Here is a 21,667-nt window from a genome sequence, read left to right as displayed (position 1 = left end):
GATATTTATTCCACCTCAATTTTATTAACAATATTCACCAAATTCACAAATACTGCCATGCCTACTATGACAGAAATAATCATAAATACAAAAGGAAACCAAGTAATTCCAATAGCATTAGATATAATATTTGATGGAATTACAGATAAAGTAAAAGCAGAAACTATTGTAACTGGAACAGATTTTTTTGAAAAACCAATTCTCATTGCAATGATACCTGTACCCAATGAAAAAAGAGACATTATGACAGTAGTTTTTACAATTATAATTAATTTTGAAATTGTCAATGTATCAGGAATAATATGTATAAATATTTCTCCCATAAAAAAGATTGTATAAACTAGAATACTGCTTAATATATAAGCAAGAAATGTAAATAAAGAAACTATTAAGAGTTTAGTAAACATTATTTTTTTAGGTGAAACTGGATAAGAAAACAGAAGTATGGCTCTTTTACCAGAATACTCATTAATAACAAATCGGGAATACATTACCCCAGAAAGAGTAGCAAAACATACACAGCTTATTATATTTACAAGTAATATAATTGTTTCATAGTTGGACAAAACATTTTTAATATAAACATCTCCACTAACCTGAGTTTTTGTTGAAATAAACAAAAACATATATATAAATACAATCAAAGATAAAGCAATAACTCCAGTGGAAATTATATAAGTTCTAAGTTTATTTCTTTTAAGTTCAAGTTGAATTAATTTAATCATTTTATTTTCCTCCATTCATAACATCTAAAAAATAATTCTCAAGACCATGTGTAATTTGGGTTTTTAAAGAACTTAGTGCAGCCTCCTTTACAATTTTGCCATTATTAATAACTCCTATAGTGTCAGCAATATGTTCAATTTCGCTTAAAATATGGCTTGATATCAAAATAGTCATATTATGTGTTTTTGCCAGTTTTAAAAATAATTCACGCATGTCCCTTATACCCATTGGATCTAAGCCACTTATAGGCTCATCAAGTATGAGTAGCTTTGGCTTGTGTATAATAGCCCTTGCAATAGCTAATCTTTGTCGCATACCAATAGAAAATGTTGAAACTGACTGCTTTCCTACCCCTACAAGTCCTACACATTCAAGGGTCTGTTCAATATTATTTTCCTCCCTATGCATATATCCAAGATGAATTTTGAGATTTTCAGCAGCAGATAAATGTTCATAAAATACAGGTGTTTCTATAATACAGCCAATATTTCGTAAAATATCATTTTTACTCACCGCCATATCCATTCCTAAAATCTCTATTTTCCCCATTGTTGGTTTTAATAAACCAGTAAGAAGTTTAAATACAGTTGTTTTTCCTGCACCATTAGCTCCTAAGAATCCATAAATAGAACCTTCATATACTGTCATGTTGAAATTTTTAACGACTTCTTTACTATAAAATGTTTTCGTCAAATTTTCTGTTTTAACAACAATTGAATTATTCATTTTAATCCACTCCTTCTTTTAATACCGACCGAACGTATGTATAATTGTAAAAATAAACTGCCCATAGGCAGTTTGACTTAATCATTATTTGTTTCACCATAAGCTAAGTCATAAAATTGTTTGCTTGATTCTATAGCTTCATCCTTAATAAATGGTAATCCTATTCCATCAAGTAATTTTTTTAAAAATGTTATCTTAGCAATCCATTCCTCACGAGTAACTTTAGAAATTGCAGGATTCCACCAGACATTAGTAAGTAGTAATATCACCTCAGCTAGCTCCTTAGGTGAATCATTTTTAATAGAACCATCTGCAATACCTTCCTCTATTAACTCTTTAAAAAGCTCTGCTCCACGTGTAAGTGTTTGCTCAATCTGTTTTGCCAAGAACTTTGGATTTTTTAAAAGAGAACTGGTTATAGGAAGCATTTGAATCTGTGTATTATCTGCAATTGAATTAATAAATAATTTTTGCACTTTTTGTAGCCCGTTTAAGGTTTTATCTTCCTTTAATTTTAAAAACCATTTATTTTCAGAAAAAACTTTTTCAAAAACTGCATCTACTATTTCATCTTTTGATTTAAAATGATGATATATAGCACCCTTGGAAAGCCCCTGAAGAGCATTAACAATGTCTTGAATAGTAGTATGTTCATATCCCTTTTCTAAAAAAAGTTTTAAAGACACATCAAGTATTCGTTCAATTGTTTCTTCTGGATACTTATTTCTAGCCATTAAACCACATCCTATATACATACATTCGTTCAGTATGTATATTGTAAATTATTTTATTTATAACGTCAAGTAACAAATAATAAATTTTTCTAATGTCACTATTTTATTTTTCACTTATCCTTTTTACAACATTTTTCATGAATATAATTTTCATATCTTTCAATTTTACTTACTTCTGCATAATGTGTTATAGCTGAAACTAAAAGATTTTCAATGCCAAAAGCAATTTCACTATCTGTATTAAAAAATTGAGTATTAGGATTTTGAAATACAGACCCTACTTTTTCTGATATTTTATAAATTGGAAGATTTGAAATTAATTTACCATCAATCTCTACAACTCCACTTAAATCTCCTGGATAAAAATATGATATAAGACTGTTTAAAAGACGCGTATTGCTTGTCTTTCCACAACCACTTCTTCCACATAAAACTATACATTGACCTTCCTGTATATTGAGATTAATATTTTTTATAGAAGATTCTTTCTTTCCTTTATACTTAATAGTTACATATAATAGTATATAACTTTTTATCACCACATTACAGAAACTTCCCAGTTTCTGTAACGACACCCAGGGTCGTTGCGACTACTATTTTGTTTACAAAGTTATGGTTACTTCATCGCCATCCGCTGATGTAACTTCCACCAATTTTAGACCTCTGTAACCCTTTAGATATTTTATGCTCTTGGCAAGCTCATTAAAATCTATGCAGTCAATTATGTCCCTTTGCTGCTGATTAAGATTCTTTCCAGATTTCTCTATAGCATAGGAAGCTATTCGACATCCTAAACTTGCAATACTTAAAGGTATGGGAATAAAAAATCTTTTACCATTTTTTTCTCTTATATAAATTCTCATTGCAACAATTCCCTTCCACATTCCTTTTCTGCACAGAAGAATTATTACTACCTGTGCCTCTGATGGTGTTATTCAACAACAATCTCAACGTTGTCCCCTTTTTCACTTTTCACATCTACAATCTTACCGTCCAGTCCATCACTTACAGCCTGAAGAATAGCCTGAATGTCTATATCCTCCATACCTTCTACCCCTTCTACCTTAGGTATTCTCTTAATAGCTCCCCCTATGGTTCTTATGAACTTAACGGGTATATTTATATTTACGTTGTCTCCATTTTGTGAATTAACTCTAATTTTTAGCATTTTATCTGAATTAGTTACTGCAGGAATATTATTTTTAGAAGCATATAATACCTCTATAAGTTCTCCTGCTTTCTGCGCATCAATTTTTCCCTCTTCCAGCATGTTTAATACCTTCATAATCTCGTCATTCATTTAATCCAACTCCTTTTAAACTATTTTTTTAATAAATTTAATGCTTGTTCTGCTGTAATTTCTCCTTTTTCAAGCTTATCAATTACTTCAGAACTATTATCTGCTTTCTCCCTAATAGGTACATACCCCAGTGAAACAACTAAATCTTCAATTTTGCTTCGAACCGTAGGATAAGATATTCCAAGTTCCTTTTCAACGTCTTTAATATTGCCTCTACATTTTATGAAAACTTCTGCAAAATTTAGTTGATCCATAGTGAGGTAAGAAAACTTAGAAAGTTCAAAGTCATTTTCAATAACAGTATTACATTTTTTGCATTTTAATTTTGTAACTGTAAGCTTGGAATTACATACAGGACATTGAGTTAATATTTTATAAGCCATACAAATCACTCTCCATAATTGTATTATACTACTAATATTTATAATTTCAATATTTTAATTAATTTATTTTATATATTTTTATTTTTTTATTAATTATTTTAATTTACTTATTAATTTCTTTATTTATTCATTGTTGATTCTAATTAAAAATAAAAATACCCTCAAATAGTTTTAGGGTACATAAAACACAAAAAAGGCTAGATTTCTCTAACCCTTTGATTTCAGCCTATTTCTTTTCTATTAATACTACACAGTTGACTGCTAACGGTAGACAAGCTTCAAATATGTTTATAACTAAGTTTATTTTATAATTAAGCTATGTGTTGATAATATTATAAATTTTAAGGGATGTCATTTGTGCCTTCCTTAATTCACATTTACTAATAAGACGCTTTATAAGAAAAGTATGACATAAAAATACCATAAAATTTGAATAATATGGTGTTCTAAATAAACTGTTCAATTTTTTCTATTGTATCTTAATTTGTATATATATTTTCTTTATTAATAACAATAAGGCATAAATACATCCGCAAATAAACCCAATATATTAATGCTCATTCCTTTATTTCCATTAAATAGATTGCTAAAGAGTTGAGTACTTCCTTTATTACCTTGATATATTGACCAATACTCACAGGGAAATCCAAAGTTATATACTGTTAAAGTTCCGTTTTGTCTTGTATTTGCTGGTACAATAAATGAAATAATTATAACTGTTAGTATACTTAATTTAAATTCCCAAGTTTGGATTCCTCAAAAATATGTTTTTGGATATTATAACACTGCTGCAATGATATATTCCTTTTGAAATCTAAGTAAGCCTTCGAATTTTTATATTTAGATAGGTAAAACTGCTCCTATAAACCCATGTGAATGGGAATTCCCTTTAAGAAAGTATCAATATATTTAATTACATCCTCAGTATTTGACCAATATAGATAGTGAGCTCCATTGTCTATCATTATCTGCTGACTGTTATCAGACCACCTTGCTAATTGCTCTTGCACTTGTCTCCATAAACTTCCAGCATCAGAGGATAGAATTAAAATTGGAATATTGCCTAATAACTTACCATCCAAAACTTTTTCTGCATTTTCATTAATATATATGATATTTTTAAAATTTGAATAGCTACCTGTATACCTATAATACATTGCTTTGTCAATTTCTCTCACAGACTGAGGTAGCTTTTTATATCGCATACTTTCCCCATACATTGGGAGCAAAACATCAAGTTCTCCAAATAGTCGATTCACTCCAGTAACACGAAAAGCAGCCAATGTACGGTTAAGAGCAAAAGATTTTAATTCAGAATCTTTACTATAAAACTCAGGACTTCCTGCATCAAGAAATACTATTCCTAATACTCTTTCAGAATTTCTTTGAGTATATCTGATTGCTTCTAAAGACCCTAATGAGTGAGCTATCAATACTACTTTATTTTTCTTAGATACTGTGTTAATAATAATAGATAATTCATCTGTAATACTGTCAATATCTCTCTTTGCATTTGTTTTAGAGCTCCATCCAAGACCTGCATGGTCAAAAGATATGGTTTGACCATACTTGCTTAATTCATTTTGCAGATAATAATAGTCGGTATAAGCACATGGAGTTCCAGCACCTGAAATGAAAACAAAAATGGTATTCCCACTACCTTTAGTATAATAATGAGCATTGTAGGAACCTACATCAACATGATTGCCAACTGCTGTATATTGATTCTTTTCACTGTTTACCATTAACTCCTGCCAAATAACTCCAATAATTAATAAAATAAGTATAACAAGCAAGAAGGTATGTGGTTTTAATTTCAATATTTTTTTCATTTCATACCTCTCAAAATGTATAAACCTCTAATTACTTTTTTAACTACGCAATATCTTACTAATGTCTAAATATCCTGTATTTAATCATTATAAAAATTATACCATATCATCTGTATATTTCTATTACTTTACAAAAAGCATAGGTATTTTTAACACTACATTATTCAATTTTCAAAGACCATCGTTCGTATTTCCTTCTTCAGCATTTATGTCGTATAAAAAGAATACTACGAATCTATATTAATTCATATTTTTATTCTATATAGGATGAAACAAGTTGCCTTGTCAATTCTAATGTTACGGGTATTCCACCAACACCAAAATCAAATTCACCCAAAGGAATTATCATACACCATATATTTCTCCCCTTCTGCAATCGTGTTTTATCACTAACAGAAATGAAAGCATTGGTAATTTCTAAAAATAATTTCTTTTTTATTTCTTCACTGAAAGCGTTCGAAAATCCATAAATCTTTATCACAACTTTATCCTTACTACCTTTTTCACCTCCAACGTACAAACTATCAAATTCCTTAATATCCAGTAAAGCGATTGAATGTGAGATAGGATTATCTTTCAAACCTTCTGATTCAATAATTATTTTTGTCAACTTCTTTGATAAGATAGACACTTTCTTATCTGTAATAAAATTCTTACTCATTGACACTTCTGCATATGGCATATTTTATCTCCCTTTCTTTTAATTAATTTATTAGGCTTATATTAAATAATATTACGCTTTATATATTAGACCGGTCGGTTTATATAATACAAAAAAACAACTTTATGGAAATTCATAGTCAACAAAATAATATTTCAAATAAAGTTAACTATGAATTTATTCTATATTATACTAATGCTAATAAATCATTAAGGATACAATCAAAGGCACTTTCATCTTTACATATTCTATAATAAAGTATGTGTCCTTCATAAAGAGCAAATGCTTTTTTAGCAATAATATCAGCTTTATCTTTTGATAATCCTGATACTTGTAGAGACTTTGAGAAAATATTAATTAGTTTTGTAATTGCGGTTGCATATGCTTCTGAAAGATTATCTTCAATAAAGGCTATTTCTAAACCTAATACAGCTATTGGACATCCGAAATAGTTACCTGTTGATACAGAGCTTTTTATATCAGATACCATCTTATGTACAAATATGTCCCAAGAATTATTTGATAGAGGTTCTAACCAATTAATTAATAGAGCTTTTCCGTAATACTTTGCTACTTCAATTCCAAGTTCTTTCTTACTCGAAAAATAAAAATAAAATGAACCCTTTGACATATTAGCTTCTTGCAGTATCTCATTTATTCCTGTATTTGAATATCCATTCTTTAGAAATAATTTTGAAGCTATTTCTATTAAGCACTGCTTTGCTTGTTCACCTTTAGTTGATTTCATCGTTTATATTCCTTTCACAAAAGTTATTCACTTCATAATAAACCAGTCGGTATATCTTGTCAACACTATTTTATGACTATATTTTCCTCTTCACCATTTTCACAATAATAATCATCACCTAATAATTGTAATGCTTTATTTGATTTTGCATATACTCCTTAACAAGCAAAGAAAATGCTTTTTAAATATCTTTTTTGTCTCTATGCCTCCTAAATAGCACATTGCCAATTCTGCTTCGATTTCCTTAGCTTTATTTTTATATTTTTTAGACAATTCTCAAAATGCTTCTGCTTTTTTTTAGTTTCTTTCACACTTTTATCTTATGGTCAATAGTTGCTTGTCCTTTATCTACTTTATCCTTTATTACATCTGAACTATTCTCCAATCTAATTGGTGCACTAATCTTATCAGAATCTGTATTAAAATCAGTTGAAGCTTACTCTTTATATTTTTCTTGTGATGAAAATTGTTTTACAATATTATTTACAACATATTGTTTTTCTTCTTCTGTTAAAACACCAAAAATTTCAAACATACAAAAACTTTCCAGTTTCTGTAATGACCCCGGCGTCATTGATACCATGTTTTAGCTGCAACAGAACAGTATTTGAATACATCCTATGTTAAGGTTCAACATGCATGACCTTCCCAGGATAAGGAAGTTATATATATTTAAATACATCCTATGTTAAGGTTCAACAAATTTAAGATTTGTAATCCGCTACCAATTTGCAATTTAAATACATCCTATGTTAAGGTTCAACCACTGTAAAATCAGCATTCCTTAAAATTAACAATAGCACAAAACCATTGGAAACTCAAGGTTTGTTTAAAATATATTTCACCTGGTAAAATCAAATTATTAAATCCTCTCCAGTATTGTTGCTCTGTACTCCCAAAATCTCCTCACCAAATACATTATCATTTAATAATTTTACAATACACACAAAGTCTTCACTTTTATCAATAACCTTATTCAGATCCTTTCTCAAAGAAATTAGCTTGGATGGAGTTATTTCCCCTCTAAAAACAGACTTTTGAAAATGAGATAAATATTTTTTACAAACTTTAAAAACTCTTTGAACCCTTTTTTCATTAACATCATAGAAAAGAAAAGCATAATTATAATTCAGATTTTTACCCATTTACATTTTCTCCTGAAGGTTAAACGGAATAAATTCCTTATCTTCCATCATAAATTTAATTAGCTTATAACAATCTAACTTAATTGCAGTTCTATAACTAACTTTTCTTTTCAATCTAGGATGAGTAAATACAGATTCTAGTCGCTCTTCAAATGCTTGTATAAATATATTTCTTCCCTCTTCATTTAGTAAACAATAATTCACCTTTTTATCAAAGTGTTTAGTTACTTGTAACTTTTTATCATTAACTAATTCAAATATTGTTTTATATACTATTACAGGTTTAAAAACCTCACTTATATCCAAACTTAAAGAAAATCTTCCCTCTGAAGGTTCATGTAAAAAACTAATTCTTTGATCCAAGTGAGTTCTATATATGGAGGATATAGTTTTTGCATATAATAAAGTATTTCCAAAGGATATTAAAGCATTAATAGGATTGTCTGGTGGTCGTTTTACTCTTTTATTCATTATAAAATCCTCTGGTAATATATTTTTGAATTCGCCATAAAACCTTTGCCATACTTCTCCTTCAACAGCCATAAGTTGTTTTACATTCTCAGCTTCATTTATACTCTCAATAAATTCTTTATTTATCCAATCAATAGTTGGTTTAACCTCTTTCTTACCATGTTTATAGTAATGATATAATACTTCTGATATATTACCACCAATCCCCTTCACAATAGGTTTAGCAACACATAATCTTTTATTAGTAAAAGCTTCAACTTATTTAACTAAAAGCTTGCCGCTATTATATTGATTTCTTGGATAAAAACTTCCACTATACCCTTCATAATAATTAAAAAAATGAACAATTATATTATTTGTTGCTAAAAAATCTAGTAGCTTTGAATTTATACTAATTTCATTTAAACAGTATATTTCTTTCGTATTTTCTACTGGAATATATACATTTTTACCATTTTTCCTAAAACATAATGAATTATCTTTCCTAGTTAATTCTCCCATAGATGTTATATACCTTGTACTACCCATTTATATTTGTTCACCTCTCTATATATAGCAATATTCGTAATATGCACATTTTTTACATTTTGCAACATTTAAAACTGGAGGAATCTTATCACTTTGGATTAACTCATCTATTTCATGTACATATTTATCTAATTCCTGCAACAATTCTTCATTAAGCTCAAAATATAAAATTTTATTGTTTCCTTTATTTTTCTCAACAAATTCTAATTTGCCTTTTCTATCTATCCCTTTGTCTTTTAAAACTTTTAAATAGTATAACAATTGCCACTTAGAAGCTTCCACATCTGCATCTGATTTTTTAATTTCTACTAGGTATTCACTTGTAAGCTTGTCAATCTTTATATTATCTATTGCAATTTCACTATTTTTACTTTTAGATTCTTTCTCTTCATGTATTGCCTTTCCTATCTTTACATTTTCACTATTATCTTCAAGATTAAGTCTATTTCCATGAAGATAACACTGTCTTTTACAATGAAAATAGTAGTTTATTAAAGTTCCATTAACTCTCATTATATAAAATCTCCTATACCAGTTATAAATTTTTCTTTATCCAGCTTACCTTCTTTGAAATATTTATATCCATCCTCTATGAAATATAAATCTCCTAGCCTATCATTATAAGGAAAATCATAGCTCCATTTAATTTCATATATAAAATTATTCATCTTCGATCTAATTTCAGATAGCTTAACTCTTCTTTTAGAATAATCCATTTTTTTATCAATTAATAATTTTCTATACTCATACCACAAATTCTCCCCATTAAGTTCCTCACCTTTTACTATAATATTGCTACTTAAATAAACTGATATTTTGCTTTCCTGCTGAGAAATTAATCTTAACCTGTCTTCTACTTTTTTAAATTCTAACTCTTTAACATCCTTATAAAAAAAATTCTCTATATTTAATTCATTAAATCCATTTGTTATATTTTGTAATCTCTCAATAACTAAATCATAAAATTTATTAAAATTCTTTTCTTTTAAAACTTCTCGTATACTTTCATTTTCTAGTGTTATATCCTTATTTCTTCGTATATCACCCTTATAAATGTTTTCAGCATCATCTACCTTAAAAAAGTAAACTGTACATTCATCCTTTTTACAGGATCTATTTATTCTTCCAAGGAATTGCTCTTCACTATCTAACATAGATATGTTCTTGTATCCTATGTCCATATCTATATCAACACCAGCTTCTACAACCTGTGTTGCAACTAATATTATAGAATTTATTGATTTTACTTTTTTTATAATTCTATCTCTCTCTCCTATATTATCATCACCACTCATAAGCTCTACATCGCAGAATATTTCTTCATCTTCTTTTAATTTATTATAAAAATTATACGCTGAATTTTTACTTATAAATTCAAGAAGAATTTTTTTATCACTATAACTTTGCTTTTTTACATGTTCATACAAATCATCTGTTATATTTTCACTCTCTAATAAGGAGTAATCCACCTTCACTCTATTCTTGAAAATAGGATTTTCAAAATATTTTTCTCTATTTTGGATTAATTTAATAGTATCAGCCTTTGAAATAGATAACTTATCTAAATTTGGTAATGTAGCAGACATTATTATAATTTTTATATTTAAAAGCTTTGCATAACAGCTTAAAAATGTTATTATCTCTCCCCATATTAAATTTTTATAGCTTTGGATTTCATCCAATACAACTACACTATTTGCTAGTTGATGAAGTTGAAAAAGTTCCTCCTTAGCTGTTCCAAATAAATATTTAAAAATAGTAACATGAGTTGTAAGTATCATAGGATAATTTAAAAATTCTCTATTAAGTAAGGCTTTTTTGTAGTATTCTAAATTCATATCCTCATTTTTACTAATTTCCTTATCAACTTTAATAGGTTCAATTGAGTTGATTACAGCAATCTTATTGAGTATATTGTCCTCTTTTTCAAATACTTTCTCTAAAGTATTTATATTTTGTTCTACTAATGTATTGAATGGATATACATAAAATATTTTGTTTTTGGTCTTATCCTCTTGTAATAATTTAAAGCTTAAATTTGTAGCAACATTACTTTTACCACTACCTGTTGGAGCCTCCAAGTAAAATATATTAGATTCTAGATTTTTCTCAAGTGTTGTTTCCGCATCTAAAAACATTTCATTTCTTAATATATTTATATCTTTTATATGAGAAAAATCTTTATTTCCTCCATATTCTTTTTCCTCATATTTTCGTATTAACTTATATATTTGCCCTTCTTTAAACACATCATAAAATTCATCAATATCATTGATAATTCCTATATCATTTATCTCCACATCTTCCATAAATTCTGATGTTGAGTAAAAATCACAAGCTACCAATATAGATAGCATCAATCTTTCATAGATATATCTATAAATCAGCTGTTCTTGCTTATATCTTTCAATGCATTTTTCTTCTATAATCTCAAATATCTTGTTTATGGTTTTTATCTTAATATCTATTTTTTTATTTAGGGTTTTTTCAAACAATACACGCTGACCATCTTTATCAATTAGCTTTTCTCCTTCACCGTCTAATGAAAATTTTTCCTTAAAGTCATGCCAAGAAATTAAATTTCCATGATGTCTTGATATTATATATGCATTCATCATCATAAAATCTAGTAGCAAATACTTTTCTTTTGATTCAAATGTTTTAATCTTTGGGAAATATATATCAATATAAACAATAGAAGATAATATTGAATGATGAGAGTTATTATATTTTTCAGCTTCTTTTATATTTAAATCATTATTTAATCTACTTTTTTGAAAATAAGGATTTACCTTACCAATATCATGTAATGTAATTGTATTTAAAATCATTTCCCTAAATAGTTTTCTTCCTTCTAATGAAAAGTTATTTAAAAACTCCAATTCCAATTTCTCAAAAACTTCATTTAAATGTTTTTCATTAATAATTTTAAAAAAGTATTTTATACAAAGGTTTATATGATCCTGTAACTTTTCATTCTTTGTTTCTTTTGTATGAGCATATATTGAATATTTATTGTTTATATAATCACAAATATTAATTTCTCTACAATAATCAAAATACATAAAAATCTCCTTTTAAATTAATTAAAGGAGGCATAAGAACCTCCTCTTTTAATTAACTCTGTTTTAAATTTAGAACTGTTCTTAAATTATACAAACACTATATTTTTACCACATACACTATAAGCAACAGTATTTCCTGTTTTCATCAAACTTGCATTTGTATATATGAAACTTTTTAACTCATATTTATTTGTTATTTCATCTAAAGAAGCAGGTAACTTTTCTTCATATTTAAATATTGAAATATCTTCTTCTACCTCATCAAATTCATCAAGATCATTGTTTTCAACTATTTGAAAATCATCCTTTATAAACAAACTATCAATAGTACTTAATGAATTTGCTTCTTTAACATCTGATATTAGCTCAACATTTTTTATATCTGCTAAATGATCATTTTTACCCAAATAAGGGATATATACAAAACTTCTATCCATCAGTGCTTTAGCAAGCTTTCTACTTTCTTCATCTTCTATAGCTATATAAATATCCCAACTTGGATTTTCTAACCATTGCTCTTTTACAATCAAGTTTCCACCTTGTTCCTTAGATGCATATCCTACAGAATTATTAAAAACTTGTACCTTTTTATTTATGCTAACCTCTTTAGGAATAATTCCTATCTTTAAATGATTCAGCTTTTCATAAAATTCAGGATAACATCTTTCATTGCTTTCGAGTAAACCTTTAAAATCTTTTTTATATTTTTTATCAAAACTCATTTGATTATATCCCTTATAGCCTAAAATTGCTCCAAATATCCCTAGGAGAGCTACTTTATGAATATTTCCATAGGTAAAATACAGATAAGTATTAACATCTGGTTTCTTAAAAAAGCCAAATCTCCCCTCTAAAGTAAACTTTATAACCTCCATATTTTACACCTCTTGCTTTGTAAATATATTATATTTCTTAACTCCTTCTATCTCCTCATTAATTATTGTAGTATATGGATTATAGTAGATTTCTACTGATACTATACTATCTTTTAAAGAATTCAATAAATCTCCACAACTTAAAGTTATAATATTTTTATCATCACCTTTTTCAAATCTTACATATTCCGAAAGAGTTGGAAGATATGTATTGCTTTTAGTTTCAACAAATAATGCAAACTCATTTTCACATCCAACCTTTGCATTAGTAGCAAAAGAGGTTGCAGAACTCAATGCTGCTTCTTTAAATTTTTTATAATCCTCTTCAGTGTATCCATCTGTTACACCAAGATCTACAAATTCATTGTATGCTGAAGGATTAATTGTAAATGGATAAAAATAATGAGCCTCATTACTTACTATTTTAGTACCTAATGTGGAATTTTTAGCTTCCTCCTGACTCTCTTTTTCCTTACCTTTATCTGAAGCATCTCTAAATGGGGATAGTATTTGCTGTTCTTCAGCATAGGAATCCTCATATTTATTAAAGCCTTGTCCTATTTGAACTGCTCCTGTAATTGATATGTTGTTACCTTCTTCTGCAAATGTAGCTCCAAAATTCTTAACATCTATAGCTGAAAATAAATTAGTTAATAGTTTTTTACTGTCTTTAGATTTTTTTAAATCAGTTTCATTAAAAAGACATTCATATCTTTCTTTTAAAGATCTTGGTACTAAATCTACTGCTCCATTTTTGCCCTCTGATAGCTTCATAGATTTTATATATAAAACTTTTTCTCCTTCATTACTCCACATTTTTTTTATAGGATATTTTAAAGCTTTATCACTTCCAAAAATCTCTCCAGTGGATATAGTTTTAGGATATCCTGTAAAGTCTGCATTCCAATTAGACATAATTGATACTATTCCAATAATTCCATAAATTCTTTTATTCATTAATTTCTACCTCCTTATTCTCTTGTTCCTTTTCATATAATAAGTTACTGTGCAAATATCCCGCAATAATCATATCTTCATCAATTTTGCCATCCACTTCATAGGACATAATCATGGCATATAATCCTTTAAATTTAAAATTATAACTTTCTATATCATAATTATATTTTTTATATAGCGCCTTCAACTTTTCTTTTATAACTTGGTCTTTTTTAGCATTAACAAATGGATTTGCAAGTGAAAGCGGTTTTTTCTTTCCTTTACTTCTAGATATAAAGAAACTTACCAATTGTCCTACTGCAAAAAAATATTCCCTATCATTTTCTATAAAACTGGTGTCTTTCTGAGAAATTTTATTTCTTAAGTTATTTTTTACCTCAAATATAACATCTGCCATTTCTTCCCCTCCTTCAAAATACTCCTTTAAAGATAGTCTTAAATTGAATTGATCAGTAGCTTTTGTAAAGTAACCGTTTTCAATAGATCCTTTAACCAAACTCAACGATACTTTATTAAGTAACTTCCATATGTTTTTATAGTTTCCTTTATAAAACCAATTAAATAATGCTGTTCTACATATTAACAAATTAGATTTTAAAGTGCCATCATTTATTGATATATCACCTGGTTCAGTAAAATAATTAGAGCTTAAAAATTTACTAAACATAACTTCATTAATAGTTTCATGCATTCCCTTTAATGTTTTAATTAGTCCATACTTCGCATTTAACTTCTCATAATCTACTCCAATTATATTTTCATATTCAAACACTTTTTTTAAATTTGGATTATAATTGCAAACTATATCATAATCTTGAATTTCTACCTCTTTACCTTTTTTTAATCTTAAGAAGATACCATTAAACTCTTTATCTAAAGATTCCTTATTATTTAAGGGATTAATTTCATTTCCTATATAAATATTAACTTTTCCAGAAGACGCTTGGTTCATGAGATAATCAAAAAACTTCTTTTGACACATAACCTCTTCCTGGTCAATAAGATATGGCACAGAAACTTTTCGAGTTTTGTTCTCTAAATAAGGCTTTTTTGAATTTAACCCCATATTATCATTGGGCAACCCATATATGATATTGTCTGATTTTCCGTTATAATCATTACTATTGTATATGTTAGGAATAAAGTATCTTTCACTTTCTTTTTTATAATCTTCTGCTGGATAATAAAAAAATATCTTTAGATAATCCTTACCATTAAGTTCTTTGAATTTTTCAAATAAGTTTTCTTTAATCCATGTCTTTATCTTGTTTAACCTATCTTTATCTACTTCTCCAACTTTTCTCTCTGCCAATTCATATAGTTCCAAAGCTTTAGGCTTTTGAGAGTATTTTAACCTTGGGTTCTCTAGTACACTATAATATTTATCTATTATATCAATTGTAAGCTTTCCATTAGTAAGACTATCTTTTTTTATAATAAACGATAAATAGTTATTTCCTTGTATTACTTTACCCCCACTTGGTAAAATTGCTTTATTCATATCTGTTACTTTACTATAATAATCAGCGAAACATATAAAATCTATATTATTTATAGTTCTATCTATAGTTCCAGTCTTTTTGTCCAACTTTATGTCTATTGAATCTTCTATAATAAAATCATTATTATTGGGTTTAACTACTACATATGTTCCATCTGCTGGAATATATGTACCTAGAATAAATTCATCTCCTTTTTCCTCATATTCTTTTTTAAATACTTCTAAAGCTTGGCTTAACACATACTCACCACCTTTTTTACAGCCATTTAGCGTTCATGTACCCAGCGCCTCTTGCATTCATCTCCAAAGCTCCTGTACCTAAGCTCATGTATGCTAACTCTTGAGCCATTCTATCATCACTAATGTGTATAGTTAGCTTGTCCCCAAGTATCGTTTTTCCCTTGTAGTTTATTGCTACAGGTTTTTTATTCTTAAACTCTATAGATGTATAAAGTTGAAAATCCTCATCTATTTTTGTATTCATAAACAAGTTGTATTTTTTTACCATATTTTCTTTTAATCTTCTTTCAAATTCGCTTAATGAAATATTATTCTTCCAATACCCTTCATTAGTTTTTAGTATTAAAGGAGTTATAGAATATATTTTATCTATATATTTTCTAGGTAATATTCTTATAGTTGATGTTAAAGCTTTTATATCTTGATTATAATGATTTACTAATTCCTCATTAAAAAATTTCGCTAACTTGTGATCAATTGTTCTTATCCTTATTGTATAAATATTCCCACACTTGTAAACCCTATCTTGTTGTATTGGATAAAATGAGCAAAAACAATAATTCTTATATGTATTGCTATTATGCAGTTCCAATAATTCTGTTTTTTTTGCTAATCCACTATCAATAAATTGAGCTATTTTTTCAAAAGAATCTTTTGAATCTATGTCTTTTATTAAAAATACTGAAATAGATATTTCAAATACTTTCATGTATCCACCTCCTCATACCTAATTTTACGCTTTTTAACCTTATTTGTAAATATTATTACATTTTTACATACATTTTTCAACTCTATTTATCATTTTTTATCAATTTCCAAATATTATTTATACACATTTTTTATCTAGTCTATATCCCCCTCCTCTTCCTCTCAAAGATTCTACTTGAAACCCTGATAATATGAGGCTATTTATATACCACCTTAAAGTGCTATTTTTTAATTCCAACTCTCTTTCTAGATCTTTTGCACTATGAATATTTTCATCTATTAATATATATAACAATCTGAATTGAATAGATAATTTAGTCATATAATCACCTCTAATATAAATCATTTAATTTAACGTATTGATTATATTATATATTGAATTGTACTAAAATAATAACGCTATTAAATTTTTTTTGTAATTTACATCAAATGTTATGGTTAATTTTTAATTAATATTTGTTAAATCATTTAATTTAACGTATATTTAAATACAACATTTATTATGGTTAACAAATATATATTACCATACTTTAAAGTATATATCTATATAAGAGAATAGCTATTGATATTTTAAGTAATGTCCTATATCTTTGTCGTTAATTCATTATCTCTATATGTATTTTTTATTTCAGCTAAATACATATTATTGGGAACTTAAAAATTAATATACATTATGCTAAAAAAAGAGATTTTACATATTTAATTAAAATTATGTTTGGAATTTCCTCTGAATTGATATATTCTGAAGAGGAGCTTTTAAAAAGAAGAAAAAAACTTAAACGAAGTGGATTTAAAAAAGGAATTGTTATAAAAAAAGTTTATGAAGATTAAAGTATATATATCTTTTCCTAATTTACATGAATTAGCTATTTTATTTAATACTTTCTAAAAATATTATCACTATACGCAGCCATCTTTACATGTCTACAATAAAAATCATTAAATAAATGTAAAAAACTTCATATTATTTAATCTACTTTTCCTATTTTTGCCGTTAGTTGTCTATTTCATTTAAATAATATATCCTATGTTAAGGTTCAACACTCTTTTAAAATCTTTTAATTTGTCTTCACCCACATTTAAATACATCCCATGTTAAGGTTTAACGTTTTTTCTTTAGAGTAAGGGCTGGCAGAGATTTACAATTTAAATACATCCCATGTTAAGGTTTAACACACAGATTAAGTAAAAATTAGGAGGTAAATATAAAATTTAAATACATCCCATGTTAAGGTTTAACATCTCCGAATATAAGAATTTCCAACTAGGATTTTGTATTTAAATACATCCCATGTTAAGGTTTAACAGGTTGCATATTGTTATTATACAAAGATGCACGTTGATTTAAATACATCCCATGTTAAGGTTTAACGAATATTTTCCTTGGTTTGTCCATTGGGTTGAATAATTTAAATACATCCCATGTTAAGGTTTAACTTTTAAATATAGGAGTATAGCCATTAATAATACCTAATTTAAATACATCCCATGTTAAGGTTTAACTTCTTTTATTTTGGTATCAGGTAGTCCCTTAGTTTCATTTAAATACATCCCATGTTAAGGTTTAACACTTAAGTAAATAAAAACCCTCATGAATCATTACAATTTAAATACATCCCATGTTAAGGTTTAACTATAAGAAATTACCAATTACCTGTTAATTTCTTATAATTTAAATACATCCCATGTTAAGGTTTAACCACTGTAAAATCAGCATTCCTTAAAATTAATAATAGCATATAGCCATTGGAAACTCAAGGTTTGTTTAAAAGTTTACCAGGTGATTTTATAAAATACAATTTTCTATAGAAAACACTGCACAAACCATTTGTATCATTAACTTTAAGCCACTTTCACTTTTCAATCCACCTGGTAAAATTAATAGTCTGCCATTTGTAAAAAATAGGAGACTTCTTAGTAAAATTTTCATTCACTCTCAACTCTCAACTTTCAATTACTTGAAAATACATCCTATGTTAAGGTTCAACTAAAACTTAGAATTTAATTACAAATATTGGGAGGTAATTTAAATACATCCTATGTTAAGGTTCAACAGTTACTAGCTACGCACTATGTAGCAACGAAAACAAATTTAAATACATCCAACTCTTTATTAAGAAGTTCTCCCATAGCTTTATTTTTTATTTAAATACATCCTATGTTAAGGTTCAACAGGACCTATTTTTTTAAAGACGAGATTGATATGTCATTTAAATACATCCTATGTTAAGGTTCAACAGCTATACAAGCCTAAGTTAACAGCTAATGACATAAATTTAAATACATCCTATGTTAAGGTTCAACAATATTTAAAGGTGAGTGTACAATGTACCTCACAGAATTTAAATACATCCTATGTTAAGGTTCAACTAAAATTTAGCGTACAAATGTACTTTACATACGTTGATTTAAATACATCCTATGTTAAGGTTCAACCACTTTTTAAACCATCTTATCTCGTTAGCCGCTTCATTTAAATACATCCTATGTTAAGGTTCAACAATTGGTTCACATCTGCAACCAATACTGGCTTATCATTTAAATACATCCTATGTTAAGGTTCAACATATCTTCCCACCCGTCTTTATATCTATCTTTCATTATTTAAATACATCCTATGTTAAGGTTCAACCACTGTAAAATCGTCATTCCTTAAAATTAACAATAGCATAAAACCATTGGAAACTCAAGGTTTGCCAAAAAATTTACCAGGTAGTTTTATAAAATAAAAATTCCTGTTAGAAAACTATGCAAACCACTAATATTGTTAGCTTTATTTCACTTTTATTTTGCAATTCACTTGGGAAAAATTAATAATCTGCCATTTATCCGATGACTACCCGCTCTAATACTCCCATCGCACTCTGTGAAAGCGATTCACACCAAATCAAAGATTTGGGTTCTCTGCTCTTCTTCAAAGTGGGAGTAAAAACTCCTTCTGAAGCCAAGAACTCTGTTTACAAAAAATAGCAGACTCCTTAGTAAAATTTTTATTCACTCTCAGCTCTCAACTTTCAATTACTTGAAAATACGTCTTATGTTATTGTTAAACATTATGTGAGTTTGTTTATTTCTAGCTGTTTATTAATTTAAATATATCTCATGTTATGGTTAAACCTGCATATATATGTTCTTTGGAAAAATCACAGATATTATTAAACATTGCAGTTTTTAATAATGATGTTTAAATTTGATTAAATTATACCAAAAATAAAACAAAGGTAGATTAACCTTACTTTATAAGATTTGTCTACCCATTATTATATAACAAAATTTATTTAATTGATTTAAATCTTTAAAACTAAATACAATTTTCAATTTTCACAAAAACTCTGTATTCTTATTGATTTTTGATAATCATTACTCAATTTCTCCTGCTGATTTTAAAACCTGATTATATAATTTTACTGACATTCTAAATCCATTTTCTATTAATATATCTAAGTATTTTTTTACACTTTCAATCTTTTTATACTCTTTTGCTAGCAATAGAACTCCCATCAATCCAATTGATCTTAATAGCATTGTTTCAGCAAAATGCCTAGCTGACCTATCGTCTATTATTACTCTTTTTATTTTTAATTCTTTTGCTGCAATCATTACTTCAAGTTCTCCTCTATGAAGTCGTCCATATAATTGCTCTACTAAAAGCTTATTTTTTACACTATATATTTTTATATGATTACTATTAACAGCTTCACTTAATTCTTTTGCTCCTATCCTTTTGACTTTTTCATCTATTGCTATTTCTCTATAAACTTCTTCTGTAATATATACCTCATCAAAAATCTCCCATAATAAATCTAGTTTTTTAATAATACTTAACCCTATAATAGGACTTGAATTGCATACAACTTTAATCATTTTTACTTTCTCCTAATTCATCTTTAAAGTCTTTTATTGCAATTTCATCAAGACGAAATTCATCCTCTGTATATTCATTCCAAGGTATATTTTTATTTTTAAGTAAAGTCATAAAATCAGCAAGTTTCATTTCTGCTATTTCAGCTGCACGTGCTAAAGATACTGACTTACTTGTAAATAATGCAATTGCTATAGATATGGTTATATTATCATTTAAAGATTTTGAAAGTCCTAAATCTTCTATAAGAGGTATTAAATCATTAGATATATTTAAATCAACTTTTACTTTTTCAGCACTCATTTATCTCACACCCTTTATCACACAATTAATTATATAACTTGTATTATTTATATTATATCCTATATTATAAATAATTTGAATTCAAATTCCCTATAATATCTCTCTAACTCTTTTACTAATTTCTGCTTTTTTATAATATCTTCAATCTCTTCTTCTCTATTTTTTTCATGGTCTCATCCAACTTTGCTTCTTGAATTCTTTGTTTTTTCTCTTAGACTTTCTATTTCCTTTTCAATTCATGCATACTCTCCATTATAGACTTCTGTATCTAAGCCTGTATTTACATTAAGCCTTAAGCTTCATAAGCTCCTACTGCAGTTCTTTTAATCCATATAGTATTTAATCAATACTTAAATTTTCTTGGGCTTTTGGAATTACTTTTTCAACATTCTTTATAAGTTTCTTAATAAAGGTTCCTTTAATACTTTCTAAAAATATTATCACTATACTCAGCCATCTTTACATGTCTACAATAAAAGCCATTAAATAAATGTAAAAAACTTCATATTGTTCAATCTACTTTTCCTATTTTTGCCGTTAATTATCTATTTCATTTAAATAATACATCCTATATTAAGGTTTAACTAAAATCACTCCCAATATTCTTACTTGATTGTCAATTTAAATACATCCTATGTTAAGGTTTAACTTAGCATGGCAAAATCATTAGGAGTTTTGGATAAGAATTTAAATACATCCTATGTTAAGGTTTAACACTGTAAAATCAGCATTCCTTAAATTTAACAATAGCACAAAGCCATTGGAATCTCAAGGTTTGTTTAAAAGTTTACCAAGTGATTTTGTAAAATGTAATTTTCTATAGAAAATACTATGTAAAACACTGACATTACTAGCTTTAATCTACTTTTATTTTGCAATTCACTTGGGAAAAATTAATAATC

Annotated in this window: 21 protein-coding genes, 1 pseudogene and 2 CRISPR repeat arrays; all 22 genes and pseudogenes read right to left on the bottom strand. The window is 27.3% G+C overall.

Translation table 11 applies throughout. From position 1 onward, the window contains the following. Positions 1-5: 5 nt before the first annotated feature. The 22 genes and pseudogenes from J2Z24_RS05755 to J2Z24_RS05650 all read right to left on the bottom strand — a co-directional run bounded on the left by J2Z24_RS05755 (position 6) and on the right by J2Z24_RS05650 (position 20,765). The gene (locus J2Z24_RS05755; protein WP_051593135.1) at positions 6-725 is read right to left on the bottom strand and encodes an ABC transporter permease; all 720 of its coding nucleotides are present in this window, start codon (positions 723-725) and stop codon (positions 6-8) included. Between the two features lies 1 nt (position 726). Continuing rightward, positions 727-1,452, bottom strand: a complete 726-nt coding sequence (locus J2Z24_RS05750) for an ABC transporter ATP-binding protein (RefSeq protein ID WP_035145435.1) — start codon at positions 1,450-1,452, stop codon at positions 727-729. 77 nt (positions 1,453-1,529) lie between these two features. Further along, entirely contained in the window at positions 1,530-2,186 is a 657-nt protein-coding gene (locus J2Z24_RS05745; protein WP_035145436.1) for a TetR/AcrR family transcriptional regulator, read from the bottom strand. 110 nt (positions 2,187-2,296) lie between these two features. Then, entirely contained in the window at positions 2,297-2,728 is a 432-nt protein-coding gene (locus tag J2Z24_RS05740) for an ATP-binding cassette domain-containing protein (RefSeq protein ID WP_035145437.1), read from the bottom strand. 60 nt (positions 2,729-2,788) lie between these two features. Continuing rightward, the gene (locus tag J2Z24_RS05735) at positions 2,789-3,049 is read right to left on the bottom strand and encodes a hypothetical protein (protein WP_035145439.1); all 261 of its coding nucleotides are present in this window, start codon (positions 3,047-3,049) and stop codon (positions 2,789-2,791) included. Positions 3,050-3,117: 68 nt separating this feature from the next. After that, a complete protein-coding gene (locus tag J2Z24_RS05730) occupies positions 3,118-3,486 on the bottom strand; it encodes an SHOCT-like domain-containing protein (protein WP_035145441.1) in 369 nt (122 codons plus the stop codon). A 20-nt stretch (positions 3,487-3,506) separates the two neighbouring features. Beyond that, complete coding sequence (locus J2Z24_RS05725) at positions 3,507-3,869, bottom strand: DUF2089 domain-containing protein (RefSeq protein ID WP_035145443.1); 363 nt, start codon at positions 3,867-3,869, stop codon at positions 3,507-3,509. 860 nt (positions 3,870-4,729) lie between these two features. Continuing rightward, the gene (locus J2Z24_RS05720) at positions 4,730-5,701 is read right to left on the bottom strand and encodes an alpha/beta fold hydrolase (RefSeq protein WP_035151851.1); all 972 of its coding nucleotides are present in this window, start codon (positions 5,699-5,701) and stop codon (positions 4,730-4,732) included. Positions 5,702-5,954: 253 nt separating this feature from the next. Continuing rightward, positions 5,955-6,383 carry a hypothetical protein gene (locus J2Z24_RS05715; protein ID WP_035151853.1) on the bottom strand — a complete coding sequence of 143 codons (429 nt, stop codon included), beginning with the start codon at positions 6,381-6,383 and terminating at the stop codon, positions 5,955-5,957. A 166-nt stretch (positions 6,384-6,549) separates the two neighbouring features. Then, positions 6,550-7,110 (bottom strand): TetR/AcrR family transcriptional regulator, encoded by a 561-nt coding sequence (locus J2Z24_RS05710; protein WP_035151855.1) that lies wholly within the window; start codon positions 7,108-7,110, stop codon positions 6,550-6,552. An 854-nt stretch (positions 7,111-7,964) separates the two neighbouring features. Further along, entirely contained in the window at positions 7,965-8,255 is a 291-nt protein-coding gene (gene cas2, locus J2Z24_RS05705) for a CRISPR-associated endonuclease Cas2 (protein ID WP_035151857.1), read from the bottom strand. Further along, positions 8,256-9,254 (bottom strand): annotated as a pseudogene (gene cas1b / locus J2Z24_RS05700) (type I-B CRISPR-associated endonuclease Cas1b). 18 nt (positions 9,255-9,272) lie between these two features. Beyond that, on the bottom strand, positions 9,273-9,767 hold the full coding sequence (gene cas4, locus J2Z24_RS05695; protein ID WP_035151858.1) for a CRISPR-associated protein Cas4: 495 nt from the start codon (positions 9,765-9,767) through the stop codon (positions 9,273-9,275). Continuing rightward, positions 9,767-12,319 (bottom strand): CRISPR-associated helicase/endonuclease Cas3, encoded by a 2,553-nt coding sequence (locus tag J2Z24_RS05690; RefSeq protein WP_035151860.1) that lies wholly within the window; start codon positions 12,317-12,319, stop codon positions 9,767-9,769. Before J2Z24_RS05690 ends, cas4 begins: the two co-directional genes overlap by 1 nt. An 86-nt stretch (positions 12,320-12,405) precedes the next feature. Beyond that, a complete protein-coding gene (gene cas5b, locus J2Z24_RS05685; protein ID WP_035151862.1) occupies positions 12,406-13,194 on the bottom strand; it encodes a type I-B CRISPR-associated protein Cas5b in 789 nt (262 codons plus the stop codon). Between the two features lie 3 nt (positions 13,195-13,197). Further along, a complete protein-coding gene (locus tag J2Z24_RS05680; RefSeq protein WP_035151864.1) occupies positions 13,198-14,151 on the bottom strand; it encodes a type I CRISPR-associated protein Cas7 in 954 nt (317 codons plus the stop codon). Continuing rightward, positions 14,144-15,892, bottom strand: a complete 1,749-nt coding sequence (gene cas8b, locus J2Z24_RS05675; RefSeq protein WP_035151865.1) for a type I-B CRISPR-associated protein Cas8b/Csh1 — start codon at positions 15,890-15,892, stop codon at positions 14,144-14,146. Before cas8b ends, J2Z24_RS05680 begins: the two co-directional genes overlap by 8 nt. Before the next feature lie 16 nt (positions 15,893-15,908). Then, positions 15,909-16,601: a CRISPR-associated endoribonuclease Cas6 gene (cas6, locus tag J2Z24_RS05670; protein WP_035151867.1), complete on the bottom strand. Its 693-nt coding sequence runs from the start codon at positions 16,599-16,601 to the stop codon at positions 15,909-15,911. Between the two features lie 117 nt (positions 16,602-16,718). Then, on the bottom strand, positions 16,719-16,922 hold the full coding sequence (locus J2Z24_RS05665) for an HTH domain-containing protein (RefSeq protein ID WP_035151868.1): 204 nt from the start codon (positions 16,920-16,922) through the stop codon (positions 16,719-16,721). Positions 16,923-17,677: 755 nt separating this feature from the next. Further along, positions 17,678-18,300: a CRISPR direct-repeat array (repeat unit 30 nt; unit sequence ATTTAAATACATCCCATGTTAAGGTTTAAC). An 86-nt stretch (positions 18,301-18,386) separates the two neighbouring features. Beyond that, complete coding sequence (locus tag J2Z24_RS05660) at positions 18,387-18,530, bottom strand: hypothetical protein (RefSeq protein WP_156950273.1); 144 nt, start codon at positions 18,528-18,530, stop codon at positions 18,387-18,389. A gap of 212 nt (positions 18,531-18,742) precedes the next feature. Next, positions 18,743-19,232: direct repeats of the CRISPR family, unit length 30 nt. 728 nt (positions 19,233-19,960) lie between these two features. Next, complete coding sequence (locus J2Z24_RS05655; RefSeq protein ID WP_035151869.1) at positions 19,961-20,464, bottom strand: PIN domain-containing protein; 504 nt, start codon at positions 20,462-20,464, stop codon at positions 19,961-19,963. Then, complete coding sequence (locus tag J2Z24_RS05650; protein WP_051593429.1) at positions 20,457-20,765, bottom strand: UPF0175 family protein; 309 nt, start codon at positions 20,763-20,765, stop codon at positions 20,457-20,459. The genes J2Z24_RS05655 and J2Z24_RS05650 overlap by 8 nt, the downstream gene beginning before the upstream one ends. Between the last annotated feature and the right edge of the window lie 902 nt (positions 20,766-21,667).

This window comes from Clostridium tetanomorphum (assembly GCF_017873215.1).
In the GTDB taxonomy this organism is placed as follows: Bacteria; Bacillota; Clostridia; order Clostridiales; family Clostridiaceae; genus Clostridium_AO; species Clostridium_AO tetanomorphum.
Note: the sequence above shows the minus strand (reverse complement) of the source record. Positions and strands in the feature narration are given on the sequence as shown.

Coding starts and splice junctions, on each gene's coding strand:
- J2Z24_RS05755 (WP_051593135.1), bottom strand. CDS start 725: ATGATTAAATTAATTCAACTTGAACTTAAAAGAAATAAACTTAGAACT.
- J2Z24_RS05750 (WP_035145435.1), bottom strand. CDS start 1,452: ATGAATAATTCAATTGTTGTTAAAACAGAAAATTTGACGAAAACATTT.
- J2Z24_RS05745 (WP_035145436.1), bottom strand. CDS start 2,186: ATGGCTAGAAATAAGTATCCAGAAGAAACAATTGAACGAATACTTGAT.
- J2Z24_RS05735 (WP_035145439.1), bottom strand. CDS start 3,049: ATGAGAATTTATATAAGAGAAAAAAATGGTAAAAGATTTTTTATTCCC.
- J2Z24_RS05730 (WP_035145441.1), bottom strand. CDS start 3,486: ATGAATGACGAGATTATGAAGGTATTAAACATGCTGGAAGAGGGAAAA.
- J2Z24_RS05725 (WP_035145443.1), bottom strand. CDS start 3,869: ATGGCTTATAAAATATTAACTCAATGTCCTGTATGTAATTCCAAGCTT.
- J2Z24_RS05720 (WP_035151851.1), bottom strand. CDS start 5,701: ATGAAAAAAATATTGAAATTAAAACCACATACCTTCTTGCTTGTTATA.
- J2Z24_RS05715 (WP_035151853.1), bottom strand. CDS start 6,383: ATGCCATATGCAGAAGTGTCAATGAGTAAGAATTTTATTACAGATAAG.
- J2Z24_RS05710 (WP_035151855.1), bottom strand. CDS start 7,110: ATGAAATCAACTAAAGGTGAACAAGCAAAGCAGTGCTTAATAGAAATA.
- cas2 (WP_035151857.1), bottom strand. CDS start 8,255: ATGGGTAAAAATCTGAATTATAATTATGCTTTTCTTTTCTATGATGTT.
- cas4 (WP_035151858.1), bottom strand. CDS start 9,767: ATGAGAGTTAATGGAACTTTAATAAACTACTATTTTCATTGTAAAAGA.
- J2Z24_RS05690 (WP_035151860.1), bottom strand. CDS start 12,319: ATGTATTTTGATTATTGTAGAGAAATTAATATTTGTGATTATATAAAC.
- cas5b (WP_035151862.1), bottom strand. CDS start 13,194: ATGGAGGTTATAAAGTTTACTTTAGAGGGGAGATTTGGCTTTTTTAAG.
- J2Z24_RS05680 (WP_035151864.1), bottom strand. CDS start 14,151: ATGAATAAAAGAATTTATGGAATTATTGGAATAGTATCAATTATGTCT.
- cas6 (WP_035151867.1), bottom strand. CDS start 16,601: ATGAAAGTATTTGAAATATCTATTTCAGTATTTTTAATAAAAGACATA.
- J2Z24_RS05665 (WP_035151868.1), bottom strand. CDS start 16,922: ATGACTAAATTATCTATTCAATTCAGATTGTTATATATATTAATAGAT.
- J2Z24_RS05660 (WP_156950273.1), bottom strand. CDS start 18,530: ATGAAAATTTTACTAAGAAGTCTCCTATTTTTTACAAATGGCAGACTA.
- J2Z24_RS05655 (WP_035151869.1), bottom strand. CDS start 20,464: ATGATTAAAGTTGTATGCAATTCAAGTCCTATTATAGGGTTAAGTATT.
- J2Z24_RS05650 (WP_051593429.1), bottom strand. CDS start 20,765: ATGAGTGCTGAAAAAGTAAAAGTTGATTTAAATATATCTAATGATTTA.